Below are 23,155 nucleotides of genomic sequence, written 5' to 3'. Positions count from 1 at the left end.
GAACCAGCCGATAAGTGTAATAGCGCTCCCCAGTAGCATTGCTGCGGGTTTGAGTTCGTCGGATAAACATAGGCGCGACGTTACTACAAAGCGGAGGATAAAACAAGATATCTCCATAATATTATGGCACTATATTACGTATTTGAGCGTGCCACAAAATACAAAGCTTTGTATATCAGTTAGCTAGAAATATACGAAACGGAAAAAGGGAGGGAATTTAGCAGGATGAGGTTAAAGATGGGTTAACAAGGCTGCAATTCGGCAAAAAGAAATGTTCATGCCGTTGGTACACCTGCCTGGTCATGCCCAGGTAGATTTTGGTGAAGCCGATGGCTATATTGGCGGCAAACTGGTTCGCTTTCATTATTTCTGCCTTGATTTACCCCATTCGGATGGTTGCTTTGTCAAAGCCTATCCAACTGAAGATACCGAATCCTTTCTGGACGGGCACGTTACTGCCTTCGCGTTTTTGGGTGGAGTGCCGCAATCGATTCTGTACGACAACACCAAGATTGCAGTAACGAAGATATTGGGTGATGGCAAACGCCAGCGAACCAAGGCATTCAGCGAGCTGCAGAGCCACTATCTGTTCGAAGACAGGTTTGGGCGACCGGCCAAAGGCAACGACAAAGGGAATGTTGAGGGCATGGTCGGTTATAGTCACCGTCACTTCATGGTGCCGCTACCTATTGCTGCCGATTTTAATGCCCTGAACGCAAAATTGCTGGATGGGTGCATCAAGCGCCAACAGGCCAAGTTGCGGGGTCAAACTGAAACCATCGCTGAGCGCATGAAACGCGATACAGCTGCATTGATGGCTTTACCTGCAGTTGCTTTTGATGCCTGCCATAAGATTTCCACGCGTGTATCTTCATTATCGCTCGTGCGTTATCGAAGCAACGATTACTCGGTGCCTACTCAATACGGTCGCCGGGAAGTATTGGTCAAAGGTTATGTGGATCATGTCGACATTTGCCTGGGCACAGACATCATTGTGCGCCACGCGCGCAGCTATGGTCGCGAAGAATTCATATACAATCCCTTGCACTACCTGGCATTGTTAGAACAGAAGCCACGTGCACTCGATCAAGCGGCTCCCTTGCAAGATTGGGTTCTGCCTGAAGTATTCGATCGGTTGCGGCGCGTGTTGGATGTCCGCATGGAACGCCGTGGCCGCAAGGAATATATCCAGGTTTTGCGGTTGCTGGAGAATTTTAGCCTAACGCAAGTTGAGCAGGCAATCAAACAAGCGATGGGGTTCGGTACGATTGGTTTTGATGCCATCAAGCATTTGATTCTGTGCGCGATAGAGCAACGACCTGCCAAGCTCGATTTAACGCTCTATCCCTATTTACCCCGTGCCAGCGTGAAATCCACCGAACCACGATCATACTTAAGCTTGTTGCGAATGCCCCAAGCAAACCAGCAAACTATGGAGGCGCGTTATGACTGATACGTCTATTCCTACCATGGTTGCGCCGCAAGTCTTGCTGATCAATCACTTCAAGACCCTGAAGTTACCCACCTTTGCACGTGAATATGAAAAGGTGGGTATCGAATGCGCACGTGAGGATGTTGATTATCCACGCTATTTATTGCGATTGTGTGAACTGGAATGTATTGATCGTGAACGGCGGAATACCGAACGGCGCATACGTCAGGCGAAATTCCCAGTCATTAAAAGCCTGGATACGTTCGACTTTGCTGCGATTCCTGGATTGAACAAATCGCTGGTACTGGAATTGATGCGCTGTGAATGGATCGATAAGCGCGAGAATATCATTGCGCTGGGTCCCTCAGGTGTTGGTAAAACTCATACCGCATTGGCTTTAGGATTGGCTGCCTGTCAGAAAAGCATGAGTGTTTTATTCACGACAGCTGCAGCGCTGGTGCATGAGTTGATGGAAGCGCGCGATGAAAAGCGATTGCGTACCTTACAAAAGCACTTGACCAACGTCAAGTTGCTGATCATCGACGAACTGGGTTATGTGCCATTTACTGCAGTGGGTTCAGAGCTTCTGTTCGAAGTATTCAGTCGCCGCTATGAACACGCTGCCACCCTGGTCACGTCTAATTTGCCGTTTGATGAGTGAACAAGTGTTCTGGGATCGGAACGATTAACCGGTGCGTTACTGGATCGATTGACCCATCATGTCCATATCCTAGAAATGAACGGAGAATCTTACCGCTTAGCTACAAGCAAGAAACGACATAAACAGGCAATACAGTCCAAATCTACAGAAAAGGAGAATCTCAAACCGATATAAATGATGTGGGGGAAGCACACTGCGCTATACCTGAACTCCAAAAATAATGAAAATCAGAAGCGCAAAACCAGAGGTCAAATCCCTCTTTTTTATTAACCTAACTGGTACACTCTTCGCGCGCTATTTGGTACCTTTTTGCTCCGTCATTGACAAGCTATTTTGGAAAAGGGCTTCATTACGAGAGGAGTCAGGTTCTTATGGATACTATAGCGATTTTTTGTGCGATTGACGACTTTTGTCAGAGGTTTGAACCGTGGTGGGAGCAGCGCTTGTTGGAGTTGGCGCTGAAGCGACGTCGGCAGCGAAGGGAACTGTGTCTAAGCGAAATCATGACAATCGTGGTGGGGTTTCATCTGTCGGGTTACCGGACGTTCAAGTCCTATTATCTGGGCCAGGTGTTGAGGTATCAGCGACCCTATTATCCGTCATTGACAAGCGCCGTTACGGATATCGTGACTCCAAGTGGAAACTTTCATTCCATGACTGTCTCTCCAGCAGACACCCTCGGCGCGGCGCCAGGACACATTCGAATTGCCTCCTCCAGGCCATGCATTTCTTTCTGAAATAAGAACAGTCAGGAATGTGTACTCGCCGCCAACGACTTCCGCAGCTTTATCCATTCTTAGAAGGAAGACTGTACCACCTTCTTCGCCCTTAAACTCACGGAAAACAATCTCATTATCCTGATCACGCCATACTCCCGCATGTGCACGATCTGCGTACAAATTAAGCTCTTGGGTAAGCCAAGGAGCTGGTAGGTGACTTGAATACCCGTCTGGCAAGGCGGCATCCAAATGCGACTCCCAAACATAGTGCACTGCCATCTGAGCGTAACCAACCCCGGTAGGTAACCTCCAGCTATCAAAAAGCCATTTTTCCTGACTCCATGTATTCCGCCATGGTGCTTCATGAAGGAAAGCCGCATCGGTCACGTCCGATATAGCCCAATGCATGATATCGATTTTTTCTTGGGCTCTAAATTTTTCCGCGATCTCCTTGGCATGGCTGGTCTTCACCATGACAGTCGCAAGAAATCGAAACTCTTGCATACGTGAACCGTGTTCACCAATACGGTCTCCATCATATTTTTCTGTTTTCGATTGGTGCTCGTACAGAACTACCCACTTTACTCCATCAGAGTCAGTTCTGAAAGGCAGTGTCTTAAGACTCGTCGCAGGATCTTTTTCAAAAGGCCAAGAGACTAATCGGTTTTCCTCAACCTGATCCAGATTAATCCAAGGCTCGAAGGCCCAACTATTGAGAGTTTGTGAAACTGGCGCGTGGTTCGCTTTCTCGTCGATAATTGTCGGATCAATGTCACGCTCGAAACCGATATCGAGTGGGTTGCTATAGGGTTTAGGAAGACTTCTATACTCCCCTTCCATCCAGTAATTGTCAGTCAATCTACTCAAAAGCTCACCAAGTGCAAACCATTGATATTTCTTACCGATACGCTCAACGCTTGGTCGGTCACGAGAATGACGCCCCATTTGGGCCCGATCATGCTCAAACCTTTCTCGTGTCCAGCCATAGTCGTAAGCGCGCTTCGCAACCCAACGCTTCATCGCGTTTAGGTCGAATTTTCTCTTTTCTCGATTACCGTGTCTTCGCTTATAGAGATACGGAACGGCATCGGAGCAAAAACGGCTTACTTCGTCATCGGACAAAAGCTTGAGAAAGGATTTTTCTGCAAGAGTCAGATCCTATCGCCACTTATTGATTTGATCCTGGGTTGGTTTTTTCGGCTCTGTTCCGAATACTAGCGATATGAGCCCGTAGCTGTACGGATTCGTGATACCCCTTAACCGCTCAAATGCCTGCATTCTCTGACGATCATGGTCTACGACCTCGTTTTCGAATACACGGGCTTTTTGCTCGTCAGATAAAAGAATTTCCTGATCCAGAGGAATGTGGTGAAAGTGCCCAATCCGTGGCTCGATTTCATAGCGTGCAAAATCTCCCATACTCGTGGCAGAGTAAACGATTTCGTCGTCCCCAGCCTTCTTCGCGATTTCGTTGAGCTGCTCTTCAGAAATGGTCAAACGCAGTTTTGGCGATTTGTACGGCGGCTTGCAAAGCTCTAAGTTGATTGTACTCGGCAGCATAGAGCGATAAGATGCGAGCTCAACAATGCCCAACGCATAATCGCGCAACAAGATACCGAATGGCGGGAAACCATCCTTGAAAATGTGTTCAAAGGTTGCTTCCGAGTACTTACTCAGCCGCTCCGGTTCTGGCCTAAGGCAGCATGAAGCATATGCAGCAGCCAGCAATCGCTCAAGAATATACAAATCGTCCACATCGACGAACTTATTCAGAAGTTTCGGAAATATATCTTCGTCGGCCAATAGAATATTAACCAATGCTTTGGTAGATTTATCGCGAATAGCCCGGTTCGAGGATGTGAAAAGCCAGCAAAGAACCAAAGCGGCAAGAAGCTGGTTTTCAGGATTGGTATGCGGAGCTTGTCCGGTTCGACACCATTCAATCAAGACTCCTACGCTGGAATCTGCATCATTGGTTTGAGCGTTAACCCATCTCGTCCAGAAAACATCCCGATCCGGTAGCTTGCGTCTCGCTAGGTTTCTATGGAGTAACTCAGCATTCCACGGATGGTCAGCAGAAACCGCCACCTGCAAAAGTAGTTCGAGTTGCTCTGGGTGCCAGTATTCGTAATTGTTGAGCAACTCCAGCGTCCGCTGAGTAAATTCAGAGCGTGCTCGCCACTTCACACTTTCAGCGAAAGCTTCTTGTATACTCCAATTCTTCCACCATTTTGCATACCCACCAGGAAGCGCATCAACCAATTCAATTTTGAGTTTTTCCGGCAAAGCGACAGCCAGCGCATCCATGAGACCACGCCATTTCCATGCGGATTGGTCTCCTTCGATGCAGAATCCCAGCGGGCCTTTCTCGTCAAACAAACCATCAACCTTCTTGATCTTCTTGAGAGATTCTTCTGCCATAAGAAAGTCTTGAAAACGTTGAAAGCTGAATCGTACGACATCTTCGTCGTCAAATTCTTCAGACGATGGATTGGGATCCTTTCGCAAAAGCCCGTTGTTCATGAAAACTAACAACCATTCGGACTCAGTTTGTGGACGAATATTGGGAAAGTGGGTATTGATTGCATTACGACAATTCTCAAGTTCCAAGAAATCTTCTTGCCTCTCAAGCATCTTCCCAGCGATACCTAGTACTGCTCGTCCGAGCTTGGGAGCAAGGGAAATGGTACTACCTTCCTTTTCCGTGATATTGCGTCCGATACTATCGAGATAGTACTTTAGTATCATTCTCGTACCCGTTAGGCCCGACGGGAGCTCTGATTTCTTATCCTGTTCCAACGATAGGCAAACTGATCGAAGGAATAACGGATTTACGAACTCCGGTGATAACCACGGAGTGCTGGGACGAGCAATGCCACGTCGATCTAAATAGACACGGGCAGCATGCAGTTGTTCTTCTGGAGTTTCGAAGCCCCGAATGTCGAAAACCGGAAACTGTCTTGCAATAGCGCCTGGAACCGCTAACTCAAAGTACTCTGATCGGCACGAAATAATGCAGCAGACATGCGTAAATCCTTTGACTTTGTGAACCAAGCTGGCAATTTGATTACGCCAGTATCTGCTTCCCACCCCTTCATTGATTGCGTCAATCAACAATAGAGTTCGGACGCCCGTTGATTTACCTGCCGCGTCCAACGCACCCAAGACTTGATTTGCGGATCGTCCTGGCAACCCCAAGATTTGGGATATTTGGGTCCATATTTCGCTATCATTTAGCCGCTGCCCTAGAAGGAGAATTGCAGGTTGCTTGTGCTTGATTGCGTTGTCTGCACATTTAGCCAGCAAATGGCTCTTGCCAGAGACCGCATTTCCGCGAATGAAAGCAAAGCCTTCCTTTTCTGCATCCATATATCGGGAGCGCAGGTAGTTGATTAGTAGATCAACAGATTCATTAAGCTTTCTGTTTTCCCGAATGAGCTGCCTCAGATCGTATTTCTCGTGACTATCTTTGCTGAGTGAGTTGTCATATTGCCAATACCACTCTTGAAGTTTGTCATTTGTAGTTAGAAGTTTGTTTGCAAGATCAAACCAACTTTCCGTATTCCACTCATGCTGGAGATCAAGGTTAATTTGATCATCAATACCAAGGAGCTCCACAAATGCCTTCTGTAACTCATCGAAAAGTTGCTCCTCAGGGTTCAGTTGGAGTGCTGATAGTCGCTTGCCGGGCATCGCGCATTTTCCGATCGCATCTAACGCTTTCAATAGCTCTTCACAATATGAAGGGGCGCGTGAGATTACGGAAAACAATCTCTCAATACGAACATCTACATGATCTTCCGGATGAAACCTTTCATCAAGTGCAAGAATGGTCTCTTGAATTTTATTGCCAAACCATTGGATGGATAGCTGTACATCTCCGAAAAAGAATTCTTTGAGGCCTTCCGCATTTCTCTTAGCTAGCCGAGCAATCAGCTCACTCTTTGACCATGCTTGAAACGTGATGTTTTTGATGCCGATTCTGGCGGCTTCTGCTTCCCACTTCTTAACGCGCGAATCCCAATGCTCCCAACCTGTCTGTCCGCGCTGCTTTTTTCCGGATCTATCAGTTAAATCACACGGCAAGACTACCACATAGCATTCCAACTCCGGATGAGAGGCCAGTGCTTGGGCTACGGATTTGTCGATCTGATCCCAATCGATATCTCCGCAGCGAAGGAAATATTTCGCTTGATACCCTGTTTTCTTTCCATTGGGCTTTATCCAATAGGCTTCGACGCCGCCGTCACCTCCCGAGCCTTCCACCCGTCTAAACACTGAGTGCTCCGGTAAGGTCTCTAGTCGGGCAAGTTGGCAAACCAGTTCCTCAAAGGAGTGGCGTTGGCCGTGGCTGAAGGAGTGTATCTTTGAAAAATCGTTCATTTTGGGCGTGCGCTTCAACAATTCAGAAACGACTCGTTAGCAGTTTCTCAAACCTCAGTTTCTAAGTACATCATATCTACAAAACTGTATCAAAAAGCAAATGAGAACAGCAAATTAGACGGCGCTTGCTTGATTTACCGATATATTTAGTGACTCTAATGACCCGCTCACTTGGTCGCTTTGGCTCTTTCGATAAAATTTATGTAAGGCCTAGCTGTTACGGCCTGCAAACATAAATCCCAGGACCTGCAAACATCGCGATTTTCGGCCCGGATTAACTGCCAATAGCCAACCCCTTCGGCCCGAATTAATTGCCAATAGGCCGGCATTATTTGCCAACAGCCTGCAAACATCGCTCAGGGCTCGCTTTAGCTGTAAATAAAAACTACAGACTCTTCCAATGAAAGCAGCCATTGGAAATTAATTAATTTACGGTTAGCAGACCTGCCGTAGTGTGCCATAACCTGCCGATCGCGGATGAGATGCATGACAGGACAATCCCCAAAGCAGATTGTCATAACGTGGAGGTAAGGGGCTGGTCGCTAACGAAAGCGAAACGAAGCCGCCGAACCTGAAAAAACCAAAACTTCAAAACCGCCAACGGGCGGCCAGTCCCTTTGACCGCCGTGTTAGGCCAAGATATTAATACAACCCAAACAAAGCTGACTTGAGTTAATTTGCTTCGTTACCTTTAGGCATCATCGTGGCAAGTAAGGCGTTATGTTCTCTATTGCGCGGGATGTGTACTCATCCTTTTCACCAACAGGTGCTACATAATGAAGTGCCTCTGCTGCGGCTTCTATTCCTTCGATCCGTGCAATGATCCAAGCAGCCAAGTACTGAGAAGCAAGACAACCTCCGGCTGTAGCAGCATTTCCTTGAGCATAGAAAGGCTTATTCAGAACTTCGACGCCTGACTCCTGTACCCAAGGTTTGGTTGTCAGATCGGTGCATGCCGGCACCTTTCCAAGTAGACCAAGCTTAGCTAAGATCAGGGTACCGGAACACTGTGCCCCAATCAGTTGATGCTCAGGATTTAGCATAAGGCGAGCCATCAATTCTGGATTTGCGACGACCTCCCGAGTTTGCATTCCACTGCCTACGATGACAGCGTCCGCCGACTGGACATCTTCTAGCAATGACTGAGCGCGTAGCGTGACACCGTTCATCGGCGTGACCTCTGGATCAGGACAGCACAAGGTCACACGCCATGCGGGTTTTTTGATTCGATTGAGAATACCAAGTGCGACTAGCGAGTCCAGTTCGTTAAAGCCTTGGAAGGTGAGTATGGCGATGTGCATGGTACTGTCCTGTGTGTGGTGCTTGTTTAATGCTTAACGCTGTGCATCACCGACAGCAAAAGGCAGAGCGAAGGGCGCCTTTTGCTGTCCGAGTGCGTGCGATTGTTAGGCATCTGTTTAGTTGTCACAGTATCCCCAACACTTTAAGGCTTGCTTTGCCTAGTTCTACACGTTTGTTGGCATCGGTTGCTTGCTGAATATCCATGTTCAATGCAAACGCATATACACGATCGCCTTTTTGTACCCACCCGATCCACCAACCAATACCTCGGTTAGGAGCGTTTTCCCAACCCGTTTTACCATATAGCGCCCAATATTCTCCCCGCTCCATTAGAACGATTTCGCGAACGCTCTTCTGAACCGACTGGGGGAACAGCAATGCCCCCTGAGCCAACTTAGCAAGAAAACGAGTTTGCTCCACAGCACTGATTTTGAGTGGGCCATTCAGCCAAAAGGTATCGATGGAAGTACCTATTTCTCCATTTCCGAAATCAAGCCGTGAAAGATTCTCGCTCATACGCGTTAAGCCGATACGCCGAGCCAAACTTTGGTAGATCTGGACATTGGACAGAGTAATCGCATCGCGCAATCCCATATCCTTCTCCCAAGTTTTGAACGGCTGTGGTTGGCCGCCATAAGGCAGAACCTCGTCAACACTTTCTACCGCACCAACTGAAAGTCCGATCAGCGAGTGGGGAATCTTGAACGTTGAAGCCGGAATATAGCGTGTTTCAGCGCGAGCTTTGTCGTAGCCAATTAGCCGTTGCTCAGTGACATCATAGAGAACGAACGTGCCGTTCACGTCGGAGCCTTTAAATATGGCAGCTACTTTGTCGCTTTCTTCCCAATCAACGGCATAGGCTCGAAATGTAAACAGTACAAATACCACAGCGAGTAGGTGCTTCATAATTTCCTTCTGCCTAACAAGTTAATATCCAGGTCGGTATATTTACGCCGAAACTGAGTCAACCACAAGCACAAGCACAAGTTTAAAAATAGCTTGAAACGCTTAAACACTAGGCGGGATAGCGCTCTTTTTGACGTGATAAACAGATCGGGATAATTCCAAAAACCACATATCGAATGACCGAAATATTAGCCTGAACGGACATTTGAAAGACACAATGAATAGACCGGTTAGGATTGGGAACAGCTATTCAATAATTCCCATATTGGCTCATCGCCAGTGTCCGCTTTGCTTATACCGAAACCGGGCAACCATTCAATCCAGTCATTTTTCACGTACCTACCACTTTTACCTTTATTCAAGAGTTTGATAATACGTTCGTTTTATCAAACCCGGGCCTGCACGTCCTGCTGAACTCTAAGCCATTGATTCTGTGGCTTCTTATTGCGGTTTCATAAAACAAAGTTTAAGATATAGTTTCACAATGAGATAATCAAACTTTTTAAAGATTCAGTTGCAGGCAATGCGTGACCAGTGATTCAAAGAAAATAATAGACTCTGGACGTTGGTGAGATTCACCGATTAATGTAATGCTGTTTGGCGTCATACCTTGCACTATCTAGCCCGAATATTTCATAAATTCGCGTGATGATCACGCAGGATTTTGATTAATAGGGAAGTTTTGAGAAGGAATGATGTAGTGATTCATACATCCGACTGAGCAAAATCTTTCTTATTAATCAAAAGGCAAGTGAGGACACGTGCCAATTTATGAAATATTCTGGCTAGTTATAAACAATAGTTGCATTGACTGGTAATGAAGCAAAGAGAATAATTGTAACGAAACAACGCGGCCACATAATCCCGCCTAAATAGGAAATACCATCCATTTAACAATCCTAAAAGCTATTCATTTGGAATTGGAATTTATTCTGTCGTATATTTGCAAATAAAAAAACATTCAAGCGACAAGAAACAAAGACGATTAAAAGTTATTGATTTATAGATATATCCAGCTAGATTACCATTCACTTCTTAAACCACTAATAGGGCGTCCCCATGAACAAGACTGAACTGATTGAAGCCGTTGCTGCTCATTCAAATACCACCAAAGCCCAAACAACTACCCTATTGAACGGATTGCTGGAAGTTATTCAAGATGCCATAGCAAGCGGCAACGATGTTCAGTTAGTGGGTTTTGGCACTTTCTCGATTACAGAGCGTGCAAGTCGTGAAGGCCGCAATCCAGCGACGGGTGTAACCATGACAATTCCCGCCAAAAAGGTCGTTAAATTCAAGCCAGGTAAAGCATTGTCTGACGCTGCAGCATCTGTAAAGAAATCCAATACATCTAAATCAGTAAAGTCCAAGAAAACTGAAAAAAAGAAATAATACGATCAGATAAGTTTTGATTAAAAGAATCCAAGGGATCATTCAGGAAGAACAATTCCCAGGTGAAGGTAATATAAAAAATCACACTGTAGGCTCTGTTAACGGCTACAGTTATTTTATCGAGCAAGCCAAATAAAACCTGAACGACTATTGATCCGTCAATCGAACCAATCTCGGCCAGCGGTCATACATCCAGGCATATTCAAGTGGCGTGCTGATAGTCACCACATAAACCCGGATTTCTTCCTCTCTTGTGGCCAATAATCCTTGAATCGCCATCCGCTTACCCAGTTCTATCCAGTGGGATTGATTGTCAGGGTCTTTTTCCATAAACTGGTCAGCGGTAATTAAAACCGGTCTCGGGCGCCAGGGCTTCCATTTGCCGCTTTTGATGGAATTCAGCCGCGCCCAGCCGCCATTGGGAAATTTACCGATGGCTTCATCCTTGCGCCTGCCCCACGTTACCCAAGTCACATTGCCATCTCGCAAACGCACCGGCAAGCGCGCATCCAGTTGCGGGAAATAAATCTTCTGATCCTGGTATTCAATACCACCGCACATAGGTGCCCCTGCTGCGTAAGTACATAGATTGCTGCAAGAGAAGGAAATTAACCCATTCAGACGACAGCTTCCAGACCGCGCTTTTGCACAAGATGTAACAACTTAAGAGCAGTACCTGTTGGCCGTTTCTGTCCGATCTCCCATTTTTGTACTGTCGAAACACTTGTATTTAGTATGGCAGCAAACACCGCCTGACTAACTCGTGTAGCTTCGCGAATTTGTTTTATCTGTTCCGGTCCCAACGGTTCAATAGGCGGCAAACACAATCGGTCGAATTCGCGCAGCGTAACCTGATCCAACACGCCGGCCTTGTGTAAACCCTTGGCCGTGTCATGTACAGCCTCAAGAATGGTTGATTTGGTTTTGCGCATTGCAATTAACCTCCATTAATTCTCCCGCATGTTGTGCTTGATCGAGCGCCTGTTCTGTCAGTGACAGCAGGTGAACAGCCAACAGCTTTAGCGCTACCTCTTCATCTTTGTCAATGTTGCTACGTTCGTTCTTTGGGAAACCAAATAAGAATATCCAACGGTTTCCTTTGTTGGTGGCGACCAATGTGCGAAAGCCGCTTCTCTTTCCTTGGCCTGGCCGCGCAATTCGTTTTTTCAGCAGCCCATTGCCGAGGTCGGCATCATACAGTCCCTCAGTCATCTCACGCACGGCGGCGCAAAGACTGGGCGAGGTTAATCCTTGTTTGTTTGCCCAACGATCAAACCATCGTGTCTTGTAAATTATCATCCTGTATCTGCCTTAAATATAATATAGCACTCAGTGATATATATAGCAAGCCGAAATCTATAACACAAATCATTTTGAGTGCCTTCGTATATTCAATGAGGATGTCACCTAAAGAAATAACAGCGGATTTATATTACCTGACCAGTGCCCGTTTCTGCTTGATTTCCTGCCGCTTAGGTTCAATAGGCGTTTGTAACTTCGCTAAACTGACCTGTTTAGCTTGCTGAGTTACTTTCTCTACAACCGATCCCACTTGTCGTTTAACGGCCTCAATACCCAGCGCGCTTTTATTGGCCAGATCATTAAAATCATTTAATTTCTGTGCGTCCTGTTCCTCAGGTGCAAAAGTTGGAAATACTGCAGACCCATTCACTAATGCCGCCGCTTCCAATGCTTTTTCCTTACCTGGGTTTTTGCCTAGGGTGGATTCCAGGTGATGATCATCGTCTCCCGCGATAATGATGGGCTTATGTGGATATCGATCATGCAAATCCTGCGCGACTTTTTGCAGGTTACCTGAATCAAACGCAGCGATGACAGGATAATCCAGCGCCTGGGATAGCGTATCTGCGGTGGCATAGCCTTCAGCAATCACAATGGCAGGGAGCGCGTTGATGGCTGCGTCCAATCCCTGGTTTTTATTGCCCACGACATGAAAGTTATTCTCCTTTCTACTACCCGCTGCAAAAAGCTTGGCTCCACCTGCTTGTATCGTTTGCACACTCCAGATTTGTCCGTGAACATCTTGGGCAGCCAGCAATAAATCACCGGCCGTCAGTACAATACTGTCTGGATTTTCCTCGCGCAAAGCCTTGACTTCCTGCCAGTCCTGACCAATTTTAATGATTGAACCGACCGATAAATCATCCGTATTCTGTGGCACGATCTTTAAATCCCCCGGTCTTGCCTGCTTGTCCAGCAAGTAAGGATGCCCGGAATTGGCAGCAGGTGCGTTTGCCAGCAATTCTTTAAGCGCATCAGCAACTTTAATTTGCTGCGCATGTTGTTCGGCTTTTCTGTTCTGCTGCTTGATGGCGGCCTGCGCCACAAGCTCTGCTTTTTGTGCATCCGTTAGGGAATATCCCTTGGCCTTCCAGCGTGTCTCGAAGCTTGTGCGATTGTTCTTGAAATATCCGGCAGGATGTCCATCCAGATGCGCCACATAAAAACCCGATTTCTCACCGGGCTTATCGCCTTCAATTTTAATTCTGTGTTTGTTGCCATCCATCAGCGGATGATTGCCATCAACCAGACAACCTTGAGCTTGCAGTAATTCAGCAAATTCCATGTGAGGATCCATGGCCGGTTCCTGCTGTCTGGAAATATTCTCCGGTAGCCAGCGTTGCAATGTACGAATATCCGCTTTGGGCCCGATATACCAAGCCTTGGCCGTTTTGTCCCAACGCGCGCCCGCGGCCTTTGCCAGGTCTTTTTCTGGATAAGGAACCATCAGGTATTGACGCGTATTGTCATGGTTTTGTTGGCTTGCTCGTTGACGGGTTTGTTGGTTTTGATGCGCTGAAGCGCCTTGCTCGGACCTATCGGCCCTATGTATTTGTTTGCTCTCCCTGTCTTTAATCTGTATTTGATAATCCTGCTCCTTTTGCATTGCAATGGATTCAGCGGATTTGCGTTGTTCCTTAGCTGCTGATATCGTTTCTTCAGTACGATGCGGGTCATGCCGAACACGGTTTTCATGGATGTTGGCGAGCTTGACGGCCTTTTCATACTCGTTTTTTTCAGCAGCGGCATCAATGAGTGCGAGCAGATCCGTCAAATCTCGCGCCTCTCGCTCAGAATCGCAGTCTTTGAGCCATTGGAATGTTCCATCTTCCTGCCTCGCATAAACACCCCAGAATTGCGGCTCGGTATTCAGTGAATGGGCGGATACGATCGACTCATTATCATTTTCATCGGTTTGAATCGTATTACCCTGCACCTGTATCTGTCCATTCCATTCAGCCGCAATTCTAAACCCTAGCCTGTCTTGAGCGACCGCTTCAAACTCCAGATTATCAATGCTGCCGCCTCTCAAAAATTTGAGTTCATCGGCAACCAGCGTGAGGGTATCCTGCTGCTTGCTTGGCATATCTTGTGTCAGATCATTAAACCATTTGATATTGCGAGTAACGATGGTTGCCAATTCAGGTGAGAGGCTCTGTATATCAGTGGCGTTGTTTTGCTGGATTTGATTCATCTTGATTGTCTCCTGCGCATCGATTTCCTGTTGTTGTGAGAATGCCAGTACATAATCCTGGATTTTTTCAGCATCAGCGGCTGCACGAAATATCTCTATGGGATCTTCCTGTAGCACTTTTATCCATGCCTTCACATAAGCGACATGCTGTCCTGGATCATGACCAATCCCCAGCTCACCGCTGAGCAGCATGCTGGCAATCTCGGCGCGCAATTCTTCTTTTGCATAACCTTCGCTACCGAATGGATGCGACAGGTCACGATTGAGGCGCGCTTCATGTCCTGTCCAGTGGCCCAGTTCATGCAGTGCGGTTGCGTAGTAGCGATCCGGTGTTGGAAACTGATGCTTGTGCGGCAGGTGGATACTGTCTGTTGATGGCCGGTAAAATGCATTGTCTGCCTCACCATGGCGAATCACGACATTGGATACTTGTAATATGTGTTCAGCCCGCTCCTGTGGGTCCCAGTCAGGGGCTTTGATAGTGAGTTCTGGCAGATTATCCATCTGTTCGGCATTAAATACGGATGCGTAGAACACTCTGGGGCGCTCCAGCCTGACCTGCTCTTTAATGGGGTTGCCTTCGCTATTTAGAACAGGATTTCCGTTATCATCGGTTTTGATGCGCTCATCAGTAAATTTCCAGTATTGCACGAGCGTGCTTTTTTCACCTTTACGCACCTGTGCGTTAAGAGCTGCTGCTTGCTTATACGTCAGCCAGCGCGGATCAATATGCGATCGACTCATCAAGTTCAGGCTATTAATTCCCCGATAGCGCTTACCCGTAGTTGGATTGACAGGTAATGCGGCCAGCAGATCACCGGGCTTCCACGGCTTTTGCCAGGGTGCGACGCCTTGCTTGAGTTGCTCAATCAGATGCTCGGCGACTTGTTCATGAAAAGCTTTTTTAGCCTCTTTCATCTTCAGCCTCCGCTGGATGATCGATCGTGCTATCCAGCGCATCTTGTTCACTCAAGGCGTCTTCCTTGAATGCGCCCAGCCTTTCCGCTTCTATCGGATCAAACTCAGCCTGGAAGCCCGGTATTTCTGCATCGAGCAGCTTTTCCTGTATGACGGAATCTTTTATGTCAGGATTGTTTGATTCAGCATCCATCTGCGGTCTATTCATGGCGTTGACTCCTTTAATGAGTGATCCCAGGTAAAAACTGGGCGGACAACCTGTTGAATCTGATGACGCTGAATCAGTCCGAAATAGCGTGCATCAAAGGATTGCGGATTCAAATCGGACAGAAGCAGGTACTCAGCATCATCCAGCACGGCTTTAAGCCTGTATTGCGGTAATGGCTGTCCTTCAGCATCTGCTGTTAACTGGGTGCTATGAGGTAACTGTTCACCATTAACTAGAATGCCCGCTTGATCGATGGAAACCGTATCTCCAGATAGCGCAAAGACACGTTTCAGCAGTAACCCATAGCCACCCGGGCAATTCCCTTGATGGATGTAGGATCTATCCTTGGCCATATCAAAAACCGCATGCTGCGGTGGGCAGAAGGCGACATAAGCGCCACTTACAATCGGTTCATCAACGACCCTGTAAAAACCCAATGGCAAGCTTGGCGTAGTATTGATATAAATCCCGCTGACTTTTGCACCCATACTCAGCACAAACAAGCCTACGCTCATTGCCAGAACAGAAACAGCCAGGATTTTGATGGGTTTTTTCATGAAGTTGACTCTCATGCGTTTGGGGTATCTCGCAATCCGGTTAATTGATCGCTGGCGCTGGGCGGGTTAACCTTTGCACGCGCAGTAAATGTTTCATCCTGGAAATACAACGGTTGCGTGCCATAGATGGCAGGAAAACCGGCCACATAAATAATCATGTCGCCAGGGTGGGTGATCTTGCCTTCAGCATCTTTCATGGGGCCGGGCAATCGCATACACTCATCGGGTGTTAATAACGCGCGCTGCGTCTCCTGCAGGGTGCGGGTGATATGTCCATGCATCATCGATGAGCGGCGACCGCTGGTAGTAATCTGCTCTTTGATGACCGTGGTCTGGCCGGTCAGCTTGGATAAATGCTCTGCCGTTTCAATCCGGTTAGGTGCAAATGCGCTCTGGATGTGACAGTTGGAAGTGATCGCTTCATCATGCCCGTAGCCGGTTTCACGGCTTTTGAGCTGATTCAGGTCCTGACAGATCAGATAGGCTTTCATGCCATAGCTTGCGATAAACGCAAGCGATTCCTGAAAGATTTCAAGCTTCCCAAGACTTGGGAATTCATCCAGCATCAACAAAAGCTTGTGTTTGTAATGCGCAGCTGGTTGACTCTCTTTAAACGTTATTCTATCGGCCAATTTTCTGATGATCATATTGATCAAAATGCGGATTAAAGGACGCAATCGCGATTTGTCATTGGGGTGCGACACAATATACAAACTGACGGGATTCTCGTGGTGCATGAGATCACGGATTTTAAAGTCCGATTTGCTGATATTGCTGGCGACGATCGGATCGCGATACAAGGACAAATACGATTTGGCCGTCGACAACACGGAACCCGCTTCTTCTTCAGGGCGATCCAGCATGTCGCGCGCACTCGCTGCGATCACGGGATGACTCTTGCCATCCAGGTAATCCTGCATGGCCATTTCCATCCACAGCTCCCTGATATCGCGATCAGGATCAGAAAGCATCGAGTCGACCGTGGATAATGTGGCGGGAGTTCCTTCTCGCTGCGATTTGTACAGAATATGCAAAATGACACCCACCAGCAATGCCTGGCTGGTCTTCTGCCAGTGAGTTTGTAATCCCTTGCCATCCGGATCAACGATTAAGGTGGTCAGATTTTGAACATCGGCCACTTCCATGCCGCTGCCAATCTGGATTTCATCCAGTGGATTCCAATGCGCGCTCAGCAAAGATGCCGGATCAAAACGCAGCACCTTGTTTTTAGCATGATGCTTTCTCCAACCGGAAGTCAAGGCCCATAATTCGCCTTTGAGATCAGTGATGACCGCGCTCTGAGTCCAGGAAAGCAGGGTCGGTATGACCAGACTGACCCCTTTGCCAGAGCGGGTCGGGGCATAACACAACACATGTTCCGGGCCGCTGTGTTTCAGATAGTGGGTTTTGCCGGAATTATCCCGCCAGCCACCGACATACACCGCATCGCTTTTGTGATTCTTGCCCGTTGCCAACAGTCCTGCGGCCACAATGTCCTGCTTATTCGCCCATCTGGCCGAGCCATGTAACCCCTGATTAGTCCTGGAGGAATTAGCCAGCACCATTTTAATGACCAGCACCAGGATCAAACCGATGCTGGAAAATAAAATACCGAAACCTGCCGCCAAATCAACGATGCTTGAGTACTGGGCATACCATTTATTCGCCCATAGCAGAATTGCCCAAGGTTCATAAATATGAAAAAGGTGTGCGCCTAATTGCGGCTGATAGTTGAACTGGTAGGCAAAATACTGGGTAGCTACCTGGAATCCGCCCGCCAGACACACTACGGATAATAGCCGAACGATGAGCGCGTCCTTCTTAACATTCCTACTGTTTTGAGATAAAAGACTGTTTTTGTTCATCAAAGACCCCTTCTGGGAGTTAAGGCTTGAGATCGTATCCCACCGAGCGGTTGCGTTCTATTTGCCCTGTGCTGTTTCATTAACTGCTGACGGTTTTGTTCCAGTGCCTTGTCATCAAAAGTAATGCGCATTTGGTTTTGTGCTGCCACTTCGGCGATCTGAAGGCGAAACGGTTCCGTTCCATTGATCGCCAGGTGGCTGCCGTACTTATTCATCGCCACTTGTAAAATATCCACCAAGGCATCTTGTGGGGTATCCGGCAGGACGATGAGCCGTTTGCCGTCATCACGGATAGTGGTCGATCCTGCTTTATAAGTGACTGTGCCGATTTTGCTGATCGATTCCACCAAGCCACTCTTGAAGTGGCCATCAACGATAGAACCCTCATCGCTTTGCCTGGCCGATATCTGGTTCCCCTTGAATTGACCGGTTCTTCTCGATCGCAAAATAACCAATGCTTCAGCATGACCATTTTTTGCTTCTTTGGCTAACCAATCCAACCACCCCATTCTGGAATGATTAGCTTTAGAGCGCTGATAGGCTCTTTGGTAATCGTTTTTAATGACTTCGATTCTTGTTTTGAACTGCTGATGCGCGATTGCATACAGTGCTTTCTTTGCCAATCTCCCGGCTTTGATGCTTTTAATGAGGTAGCGCTTGAGTTGGGCTTCCCGTTTGGCGAGTGTGACTAATCGATCTCTGCTGTGTCGCAACAGAGCCCATTGGTTGGTGCGCTGTCTGGCGGAGTCGCTTTGTTCTTGCTGGTATCTTGCATAGAGACTTGAAGACTCCATCCGGTTTTGTAATGGCCTCGGCTGATAGTGTTTGGTGTGATGCAGTAACGATTGCGCAGAGTGTTCACTCGGCACAAAAGCACCCAGTCTTTGGGTCAAATTTCCTTTGGACAAAGATCGATCAACAGAACTGGCTTTAACGGCCACATTATTACTGGCAATCAATACCAACCCATTGCCACGTTCTTTAATTGCAAGGCCATGTCTGGCTAAAACCTGATGTAAATCCTGCCAGCTATCCGATCGCTTGATTTCAGTGAGCGCCTCTCGCTTGATCCAGCCCAATAAACTCTCCACACCCGTTCTGGATTCAATTTCCTGCGCTACTCTGGAAGCTTTATCGTTTAGGGTTTCATGATTAACTGTGGTTAAGCCATATTCCTGTTCGATTTGCTCACAAAGCTTCGCTACCTTGATGTAGTCATAGTAGGGGTTGTGAATGGTGAGGGTTTTGGGGTGAATCTTATTGATTGCGATATGCATGTGCAGGTTATGGGTGTCATCGTGCACCACGCTGAACCGTTGATGACCAGTAAAACCCAAAGCATCGCAAAACCGCTCTTCAATGGCATTCAGATCCGCGTGTAGCAATCGCTCGCCTTCCGGGAAACTCAGCACCAAATGACAGGTCTTATCTGATTTGGCGCGCGTGTTCATTTTCTGGGTGTTTTGTATCTCAATGAGTGCCGCTGTCAGATCATCTGTGTAACAGTTTGCTGCTTGTATTTGACTGATGCGTTCACTCTTGCCTTGAGGATCCGTCAGATACTGTATCAGTGCAGCATAGTTGCTTTTGCGCACACATTTGATGGGTATGATTTTAGCGATCATCGTAATAATTAACCGTTAAGTATGGGTCTTTTTGTTGCTGAGTTCCAGAATCGCATTCAGCATCGCGCTTTGCGTTGTGCGTATGGCAACCAGGGTTGCCTCAATTTCTGCCTTGCTGGTTATTTTTGTCCGGACATCATTGGTCAGCCACATCTTTAATAACCCCCCTGCCCTACCCAGATCGCCGTTAATTGTTAATAGTTTTTCTACTTGCTGATTATCAATGGTGCTCGGCACAAGGTATCCCAGACTCACCTGACGCATGTATTTAGCCACTGACAAACCCGTGTCACGTGCTCTTGTTCTAATTCCCTGCTCTTCATCCCACGTTACAGGCACTCGAAGATGTAACAGCCGCTTTTGAACCATGACCCACCTCAAAAATTATTCTGGCGTTGATAGCCTCGCAGAGCAAGATTCGTTGAGCACAGTCATGTGCGAATAAGACCCGTGTGATGTGAGTTAACTTTTTTAAAAGTTAGCTAACTTCACATATCTTGCCCGGTAGAGTTTGTTTATACGATCCATATTATCATTAAACAAATACATTGCAAACGCATAATATATGGATATACTAATACTTTAATAATACTGTAAAGGGCCTGTAATTTGTCCTTATAGGCATTAAATACAAACAGTTATCAGCAGGAACAAACCAAACAGGAAGTAAATGAATACTCAATAGATACTGTAATAAATTTGAATATTTTTACGCCAAATAACCGTCAGGAATTTGCCATGAGCCCATCGTTATCCGAACGAATCTCTTTGAGAGAGCAGAAAAATCCAGGTCGTAGGAATTTATATGAACCGGCTTTCCTGGCCCTGAAAACAGAAATCAGCCAGGCACTTCATGACGGATGGTCAATGCGACAGATATGGTCGACGCTAAAAGATGAGAAGAAAATCGGTTGTTCCTATCTGTGGTTCAGGAATCTTGTCAAAAGGCACATTTTTGATAAACCGGATGATTTATCTGCAAGGAAGAAGCACAGGCAGCCGGTATCCGGCATGACTCAGGAACGAGAAAGCAATGGCTTTAACTATCGTTCGTCCATTGATAAAGAGGAGTTAATCTGATGGCTAAAATACATATGATTTTGCAAGGCAAAGGCGGTGTCGGTAAATCTTTCATCGCATCGACACTGGCTCAGCACAAGCAGGCCAAAGGAAAAAAGCTGCTTTGTGTGGATACTGATCCCGTGAACGCAACATTCCATGGGTTCAAAAAGCTAAACGTGCGAAAGATCAACGTAATGTCCGGTGATGAAATTGATCCGAGAAAGTTCGACGACTTGATTGAACTTATCAGTAAATCAGAAAGTGACGTCATTATTGACAACGGCGCCAGCACCTTTGTGCCCATGTCGCATTATCTCATCAGCAACCAGATCCCTGCCCTGCTTCCAGACATGGGCCATGAACTGGTTATTCATACGGTCATTACAGGCAGCCAGGCACTGCTCGACACCCTGACAGGTTTTGCGAATTTAATCGGATCCTTTCCAATTGATACGCTGTTTGTCGTTTGGTTGAACCCCTACTGGGGCGAAATAGAAATGGATGGTAAAAGATTCGAGGAAATGAAAACTTATTTGGATAACAAAAACCGCGTGTCGGCCATTATCAGAATCCCTCATTATAAGGCGGATACCTTCGGCAAGGATTTGAGCGAGATATTGCAATCCAAATTAACCTTCAGTGAAGCTCTGGAGAGCAAATCCCTGCCTATCATGGTGCGTCAGCGGCTAAATATCATAAGGAAACAGCTCTTCGCGAACATTGAGAGTGTGGCCGCTGTTTTAACATGACAACGATAGAACGGGATCATTGCAGCAAGATCATTGAGAGGGTCGCTGCCAAACACGGCATTGCCCTCACGAAGGATGATCCGATATTAATGATTCACACCCTCAATGAAATCCTGCTTGAGGAAAATAATAAAGCGCACCAGGTGCTTTTAAATAATTTCCGCTCGACATTGGAAGAAAATATCAGCCTATGGTCGCAGGCTACGGAAAATAAAGCCAATACGCTGCTCCAGGCAAGCTCTCGAAACACCCATCTATTAACCGAGCAAATAATCAATGCTTGTTTTGAGTCAATCGATCAAAAAATCGAATCCGGTTTTAACGAGAAAATAAAAGAGGTATCCACTCTCGCCCAAAGTACCAGGCAAGCAGTCATCCTCAATTTATTGGCCACAGGCCTGTTCTTCATTGCTGTCCTGGTTATGGTACTTGTTTTCTAGGGCTTATCTCATGAGGGTAAAAATTTCAGAGGTTCTGATATGAGTGACACACAGATAATTAATAGTACAATTACGCATGCATCTGCAAGTAAATGTGTACTCCCTCATGCACAATATAAGCTAGTGAAAAAACCACCAGAAAAGTACATCAAAAGCTTTCAGCTTGATCTATTCTCACAATTTGTCACCAATGACAAAAGTGAGGTTTCAAATACCATTGAAATATGGGAAAGCATTCCGAAATATTTTCTGACACCTGCCCAGGTAAAAAAATTAAGAACAGAGACAGGCCATGCTGACCCCTATGAATGGAACTATACGGAGAAAGGCAGCAATTTTACTGTCCGCATTCAACCCGCCTTAATAAAACAAGGGAATAATAAATATCAAGCGTTCTTCCCTGGTATAACTGAAGAACTTGTAGAAGAAGCTTTAAAAAAAATTCTCACTATACAAAATCATGGTATTCATGATGTCAACAAAATCGAAACATGGGTACGGTTTTCTTTAAGAATGGTTTTGAAAGAACTCGCATCCAGAGGTCGTGACCGAAATATTAACCAGATAAAACATGCTATAGAAGTAATGAGTTCTTGTGTAATCACGCTCTCTAAAGATAAAAAAGAAATCTGGAAGGGTTCCATTCTACAAGATCTGGTAACCGTTGGTCGTGAAGAGTATCTGGCCGATACCGACGCACAACATATCGGTAGATTGCCTCTGTTTATTAGCCATGCAATAAATCAGCTTGAATACAGACAGTTTAACTATGATCGTTTGATGAGCTGCGATGAGCAATTAACTCGTTTAATTTACAAGAAATTAATCAATCGTTACCGGCACGCCAATTTTATCAATAACTATCATTTCATGTATTCAGATTTGAAAAGCACCGGGTTATTGCAGCAAAGCAGAGAAATTGATAACAGAAAAAAAGTGCTCTCCGCGTTAGACGAACTTAAAGAAAAGAATATCATAGCAAGCTATGAAACAGACGAACGTAAAAAAAGCCGCGCAATTACAGATGTTAAATACATAATTTATCCATCAAATGAGTTTATTAGTGAACAAAAGGCCGCCAATAAACGCAACAGCGATTCAGATAAACATATCATCGACTCAAACCTAATATCTGTGAATAATTCTTAATAATGTAGTGGTTATGACTCACATTTTGTGGTGGCTATAAGTCACACTTCATTCAAAAAGTGGTGGTCATAACTCACACTATGTGGTGGTTACAATTCACACAACGATTTTTCTAACAAATTCTTACCCATTTCAGCATAAAAAATTCACATTTTTCTGTTCAGAATGGAGGTTATAGCTCACACTTCAACTAAAAAGTGGTGGTTATGACTCACACATTTGGTGGTTATAACTCACACTTATAACAAAATGAGGTGGTTATGACTCACACTACGTAAAAGATGGAGGTTA

General features: G+C 46.3%; 19 protein-coding genes and 1 pseudogene. 7 read left to right on the top strand and 13 right to left on the bottom strand.

The genetic code is table 11. The features are described 5' to 3' along the window. The first annotated feature begins 256 nt into the window (after positions 1-256). Together istA and istB are read left to right on the top strand one after the other, a co-directional pair. A complete protein-coding gene (gene istA / locus BLP80_RS07360; protein WP_371128817.1) occupies positions 257-1,453 on the top strand; it encodes an IS21 family transposase in 1,197 nt (398 codons plus the stop codon). After that, a pseudogene (gene istB, locus BLP80_RS07355) lies at positions 1,446-2,267 on the top strand (IS21-like element helper ATPase IstB). Before istA ends, istB begins: the two are co-directional and overlap by 8 nt. 425 nt (positions 2,268-2,692) lie before the next feature. On the opposite strand, the gene BLP80_RS07350 reads toward istB, so the two are convergent. From BLP80_RS07350 to blaOXA, 4 genes are all read right to left on the bottom strand, one after another. Further along, complete coding sequence (locus BLP80_RS07350) at positions 2,693-3,832, bottom strand: hypothetical protein (protein WP_090541836.1); 1,140 nt, start codon at positions 3,830-3,832, stop codon at positions 2,693-2,695. A 138-nt stretch (positions 3,833-3,970) separates the two neighbouring features. Further along, on the bottom strand, positions 3,971-7,195 hold the full coding sequence (locus tag BLP80_RS07345) for an NACHT domain-containing protein (protein ID WP_143002250.1): 3,225 nt from the start codon (positions 7,193-7,195) through the stop codon (positions 3,971-3,973). Between the two features lie 698 nt (positions 7,196-7,893). Continuing rightward, positions 7,894-8,496 carry a DJ-1/PfpI family protein gene (locus BLP80_RS07340; RefSeq protein ID WP_090541834.1) on the bottom strand — a complete coding sequence of 201 codons (603 nt, stop codon included), beginning with the start codon at positions 8,494-8,496 and terminating at the stop codon, positions 7,894-7,896. Positions 8,497-8,620: 124 nt separating this feature from the next. After that, positions 8,621-9,403: a class D beta-lactamase gene (gene blaOXA / locus BLP80_RS07335; RefSeq protein WP_090541831.1), complete on the bottom strand. Its 783-nt coding sequence runs from the start codon at positions 9,401-9,403 to the stop codon at positions 8,621-8,623. Positions 9,404-10,462: 1,059 nt separating this feature from the next. Here blaOXA and BLP80_RS07330 point away from each other — a divergent pair. After that, positions 10,463-10,795: an HU family DNA-binding protein gene (locus BLP80_RS07330; protein ID WP_090541829.1), complete on the top strand. Its 333-nt coding sequence runs from the start codon at positions 10,463-10,465 to the stop codon at positions 10,793-10,795. A gap of 147 nt (positions 10,796-10,942) precedes the next feature. Here BLP80_RS07330 and BLP80_RS07325 read toward each other — a convergent pair whose 3' ends face one another. The 9 genes from BLP80_RS07325 to BLP80_RS07285 form a co-directional block, all read right to left on the bottom strand. Beyond that, positions 10,943-11,356: a hypothetical protein gene (locus BLP80_RS07325; RefSeq protein WP_090541827.1), complete on the bottom strand. Its 414-nt coding sequence runs from the start codon at positions 11,354-11,356 to the stop codon at positions 10,943-10,945. 56 nt (positions 11,357-11,412) lie between these two features. Then, complete coding sequence (locus tag BLP80_RS07320; RefSeq protein ID WP_090541825.1) at positions 11,413-11,727, bottom strand: helix-turn-helix domain-containing protein; 315 nt, start codon at positions 11,725-11,727, stop codon at positions 11,413-11,415. Further along, a complete protein-coding gene (locus BLP80_RS07315; protein WP_090541822.1) occupies positions 11,699-12,094 on the bottom strand; it encodes a type II toxin-antitoxin system RelE/ParE family toxin in 396 nt (131 codons plus the stop codon). Before BLP80_RS07315 ends, BLP80_RS07320 begins: the two co-directional genes overlap by 29 nt. 133 nt (positions 12,095-12,227) lie before the next feature. Then, complete coding sequence (locus BLP80_RS07310; protein ID WP_090541820.1) at positions 12,228-15,209, bottom strand: zincin-like metallopeptidase domain-containing protein; 2,982 nt, start codon at positions 15,207-15,209, stop codon at positions 12,228-12,230. Then, positions 15,196-15,417: a conjugal transfer protein TraD gene (locus BLP80_RS16510; protein WP_090541818.1), complete on the bottom strand. Its 222-nt coding sequence runs from the start codon at positions 15,415-15,417 to the stop codon at positions 15,196-15,198. The genes BLP80_RS07310 and BLP80_RS16510 overlap by 14 nt, the downstream gene beginning before the upstream one ends. Beyond that, a complete protein-coding gene (traF, locus tag BLP80_RS07300; protein WP_090541816.1) occupies positions 15,414-15,974 on the bottom strand; it encodes a conjugative transfer signal peptidase TraF in 561 nt (186 codons plus the stop codon). The genes BLP80_RS16510 and traF overlap by 4 nt, the downstream gene beginning before the upstream one ends. Positions 15,975-15,985: 11 nt before the next feature. Further along, positions 15,986-17,839 (bottom strand): type IV secretory system conjugative DNA transfer family protein, encoded by a 1,854-nt coding sequence (locus tag BLP80_RS07295; protein ID WP_090541814.1) that lies wholly within the window; start codon positions 17,837-17,839, stop codon positions 15,986-15,988. Continuing rightward, positions 17,839-19,464: a TraI/MobA(P) family conjugative relaxase gene (traI, locus tag BLP80_RS07290; RefSeq protein ID WP_090541812.1), complete on the bottom strand. Its 1,626-nt coding sequence runs from the start codon at positions 19,462-19,464 to the stop codon at positions 17,839-17,841. The genes BLP80_RS07295 and traI overlap by 1 nt, the downstream gene beginning before the upstream one ends. Before the next feature lie 15 nt (positions 19,465-19,479). Continuing rightward, positions 19,480-19,833 (bottom strand): plasmid mobilization protein, encoded by a 354-nt coding sequence (locus BLP80_RS07285; protein ID WP_090541810.1) that lies wholly within the window; start codon positions 19,831-19,833, stop codon positions 19,480-19,482. 330 nt (positions 19,834-20,163) lie between these two features. On the opposite strand from BLP80_RS07285, the gene BLP80_RS07280 reads away from it, so the two are divergent. Genes BLP80_RS07280 through BLP80_RS07265 form a run of 4 tightly spaced genes read left to right on the top strand, consistent with a single transcriptional unit; the run spans position 20,164 to position 22,864 of the window. After that, a complete protein-coding gene (locus BLP80_RS07280; protein WP_256324999.1) occupies positions 20,164-20,544 on the top strand; it encodes a TraK family protein in 381 nt (126 codons plus the stop codon). Continuing rightward, the gene (locus BLP80_RS07275; protein ID WP_090541806.1) at positions 20,544-21,275 is read left to right on the top strand and encodes a nucleotide-binding protein; all 732 of its coding nucleotides are present in this window, start codon (positions 20,544-20,546) and stop codon (positions 21,273-21,275) included. The genes BLP80_RS07280 and BLP80_RS07275 overlap by 1 nt, the downstream gene beginning before the upstream one ends. After that, a complete protein-coding gene (locus BLP80_RS07270; RefSeq protein ID WP_090541804.1) occupies positions 21,272-21,715 on the top strand; it encodes a conjugal transfer protein TraM in 444 nt (147 codons plus the stop codon). The genes BLP80_RS07275 and BLP80_RS07270 overlap by 4 nt, the downstream gene beginning before the upstream one ends. A gap of 39 nt (positions 21,716-21,754) precedes the next feature. Then, a complete protein-coding gene (locus BLP80_RS07265; protein WP_090541802.1) occupies positions 21,755-22,864 on the top strand; it encodes a hypothetical protein in 1,110 nt (369 codons plus the stop codon). Positions 22,865-23,155: the final 291 nt, after the last annotated feature.

It is taken from the genome of Nitrosomonas sp. Nm132 (genome assembly GCF_900100485.1).
Classification (GTDB): Bacteria; Pseudomonadota; Gammaproteobacteria; order Burkholderiales; family Nitrosomonadaceae; genus Nitrosomonas.
Note: the sequence above shows the minus strand (reverse complement) of the source record. Positions and strands in the feature narration are given on the sequence as shown.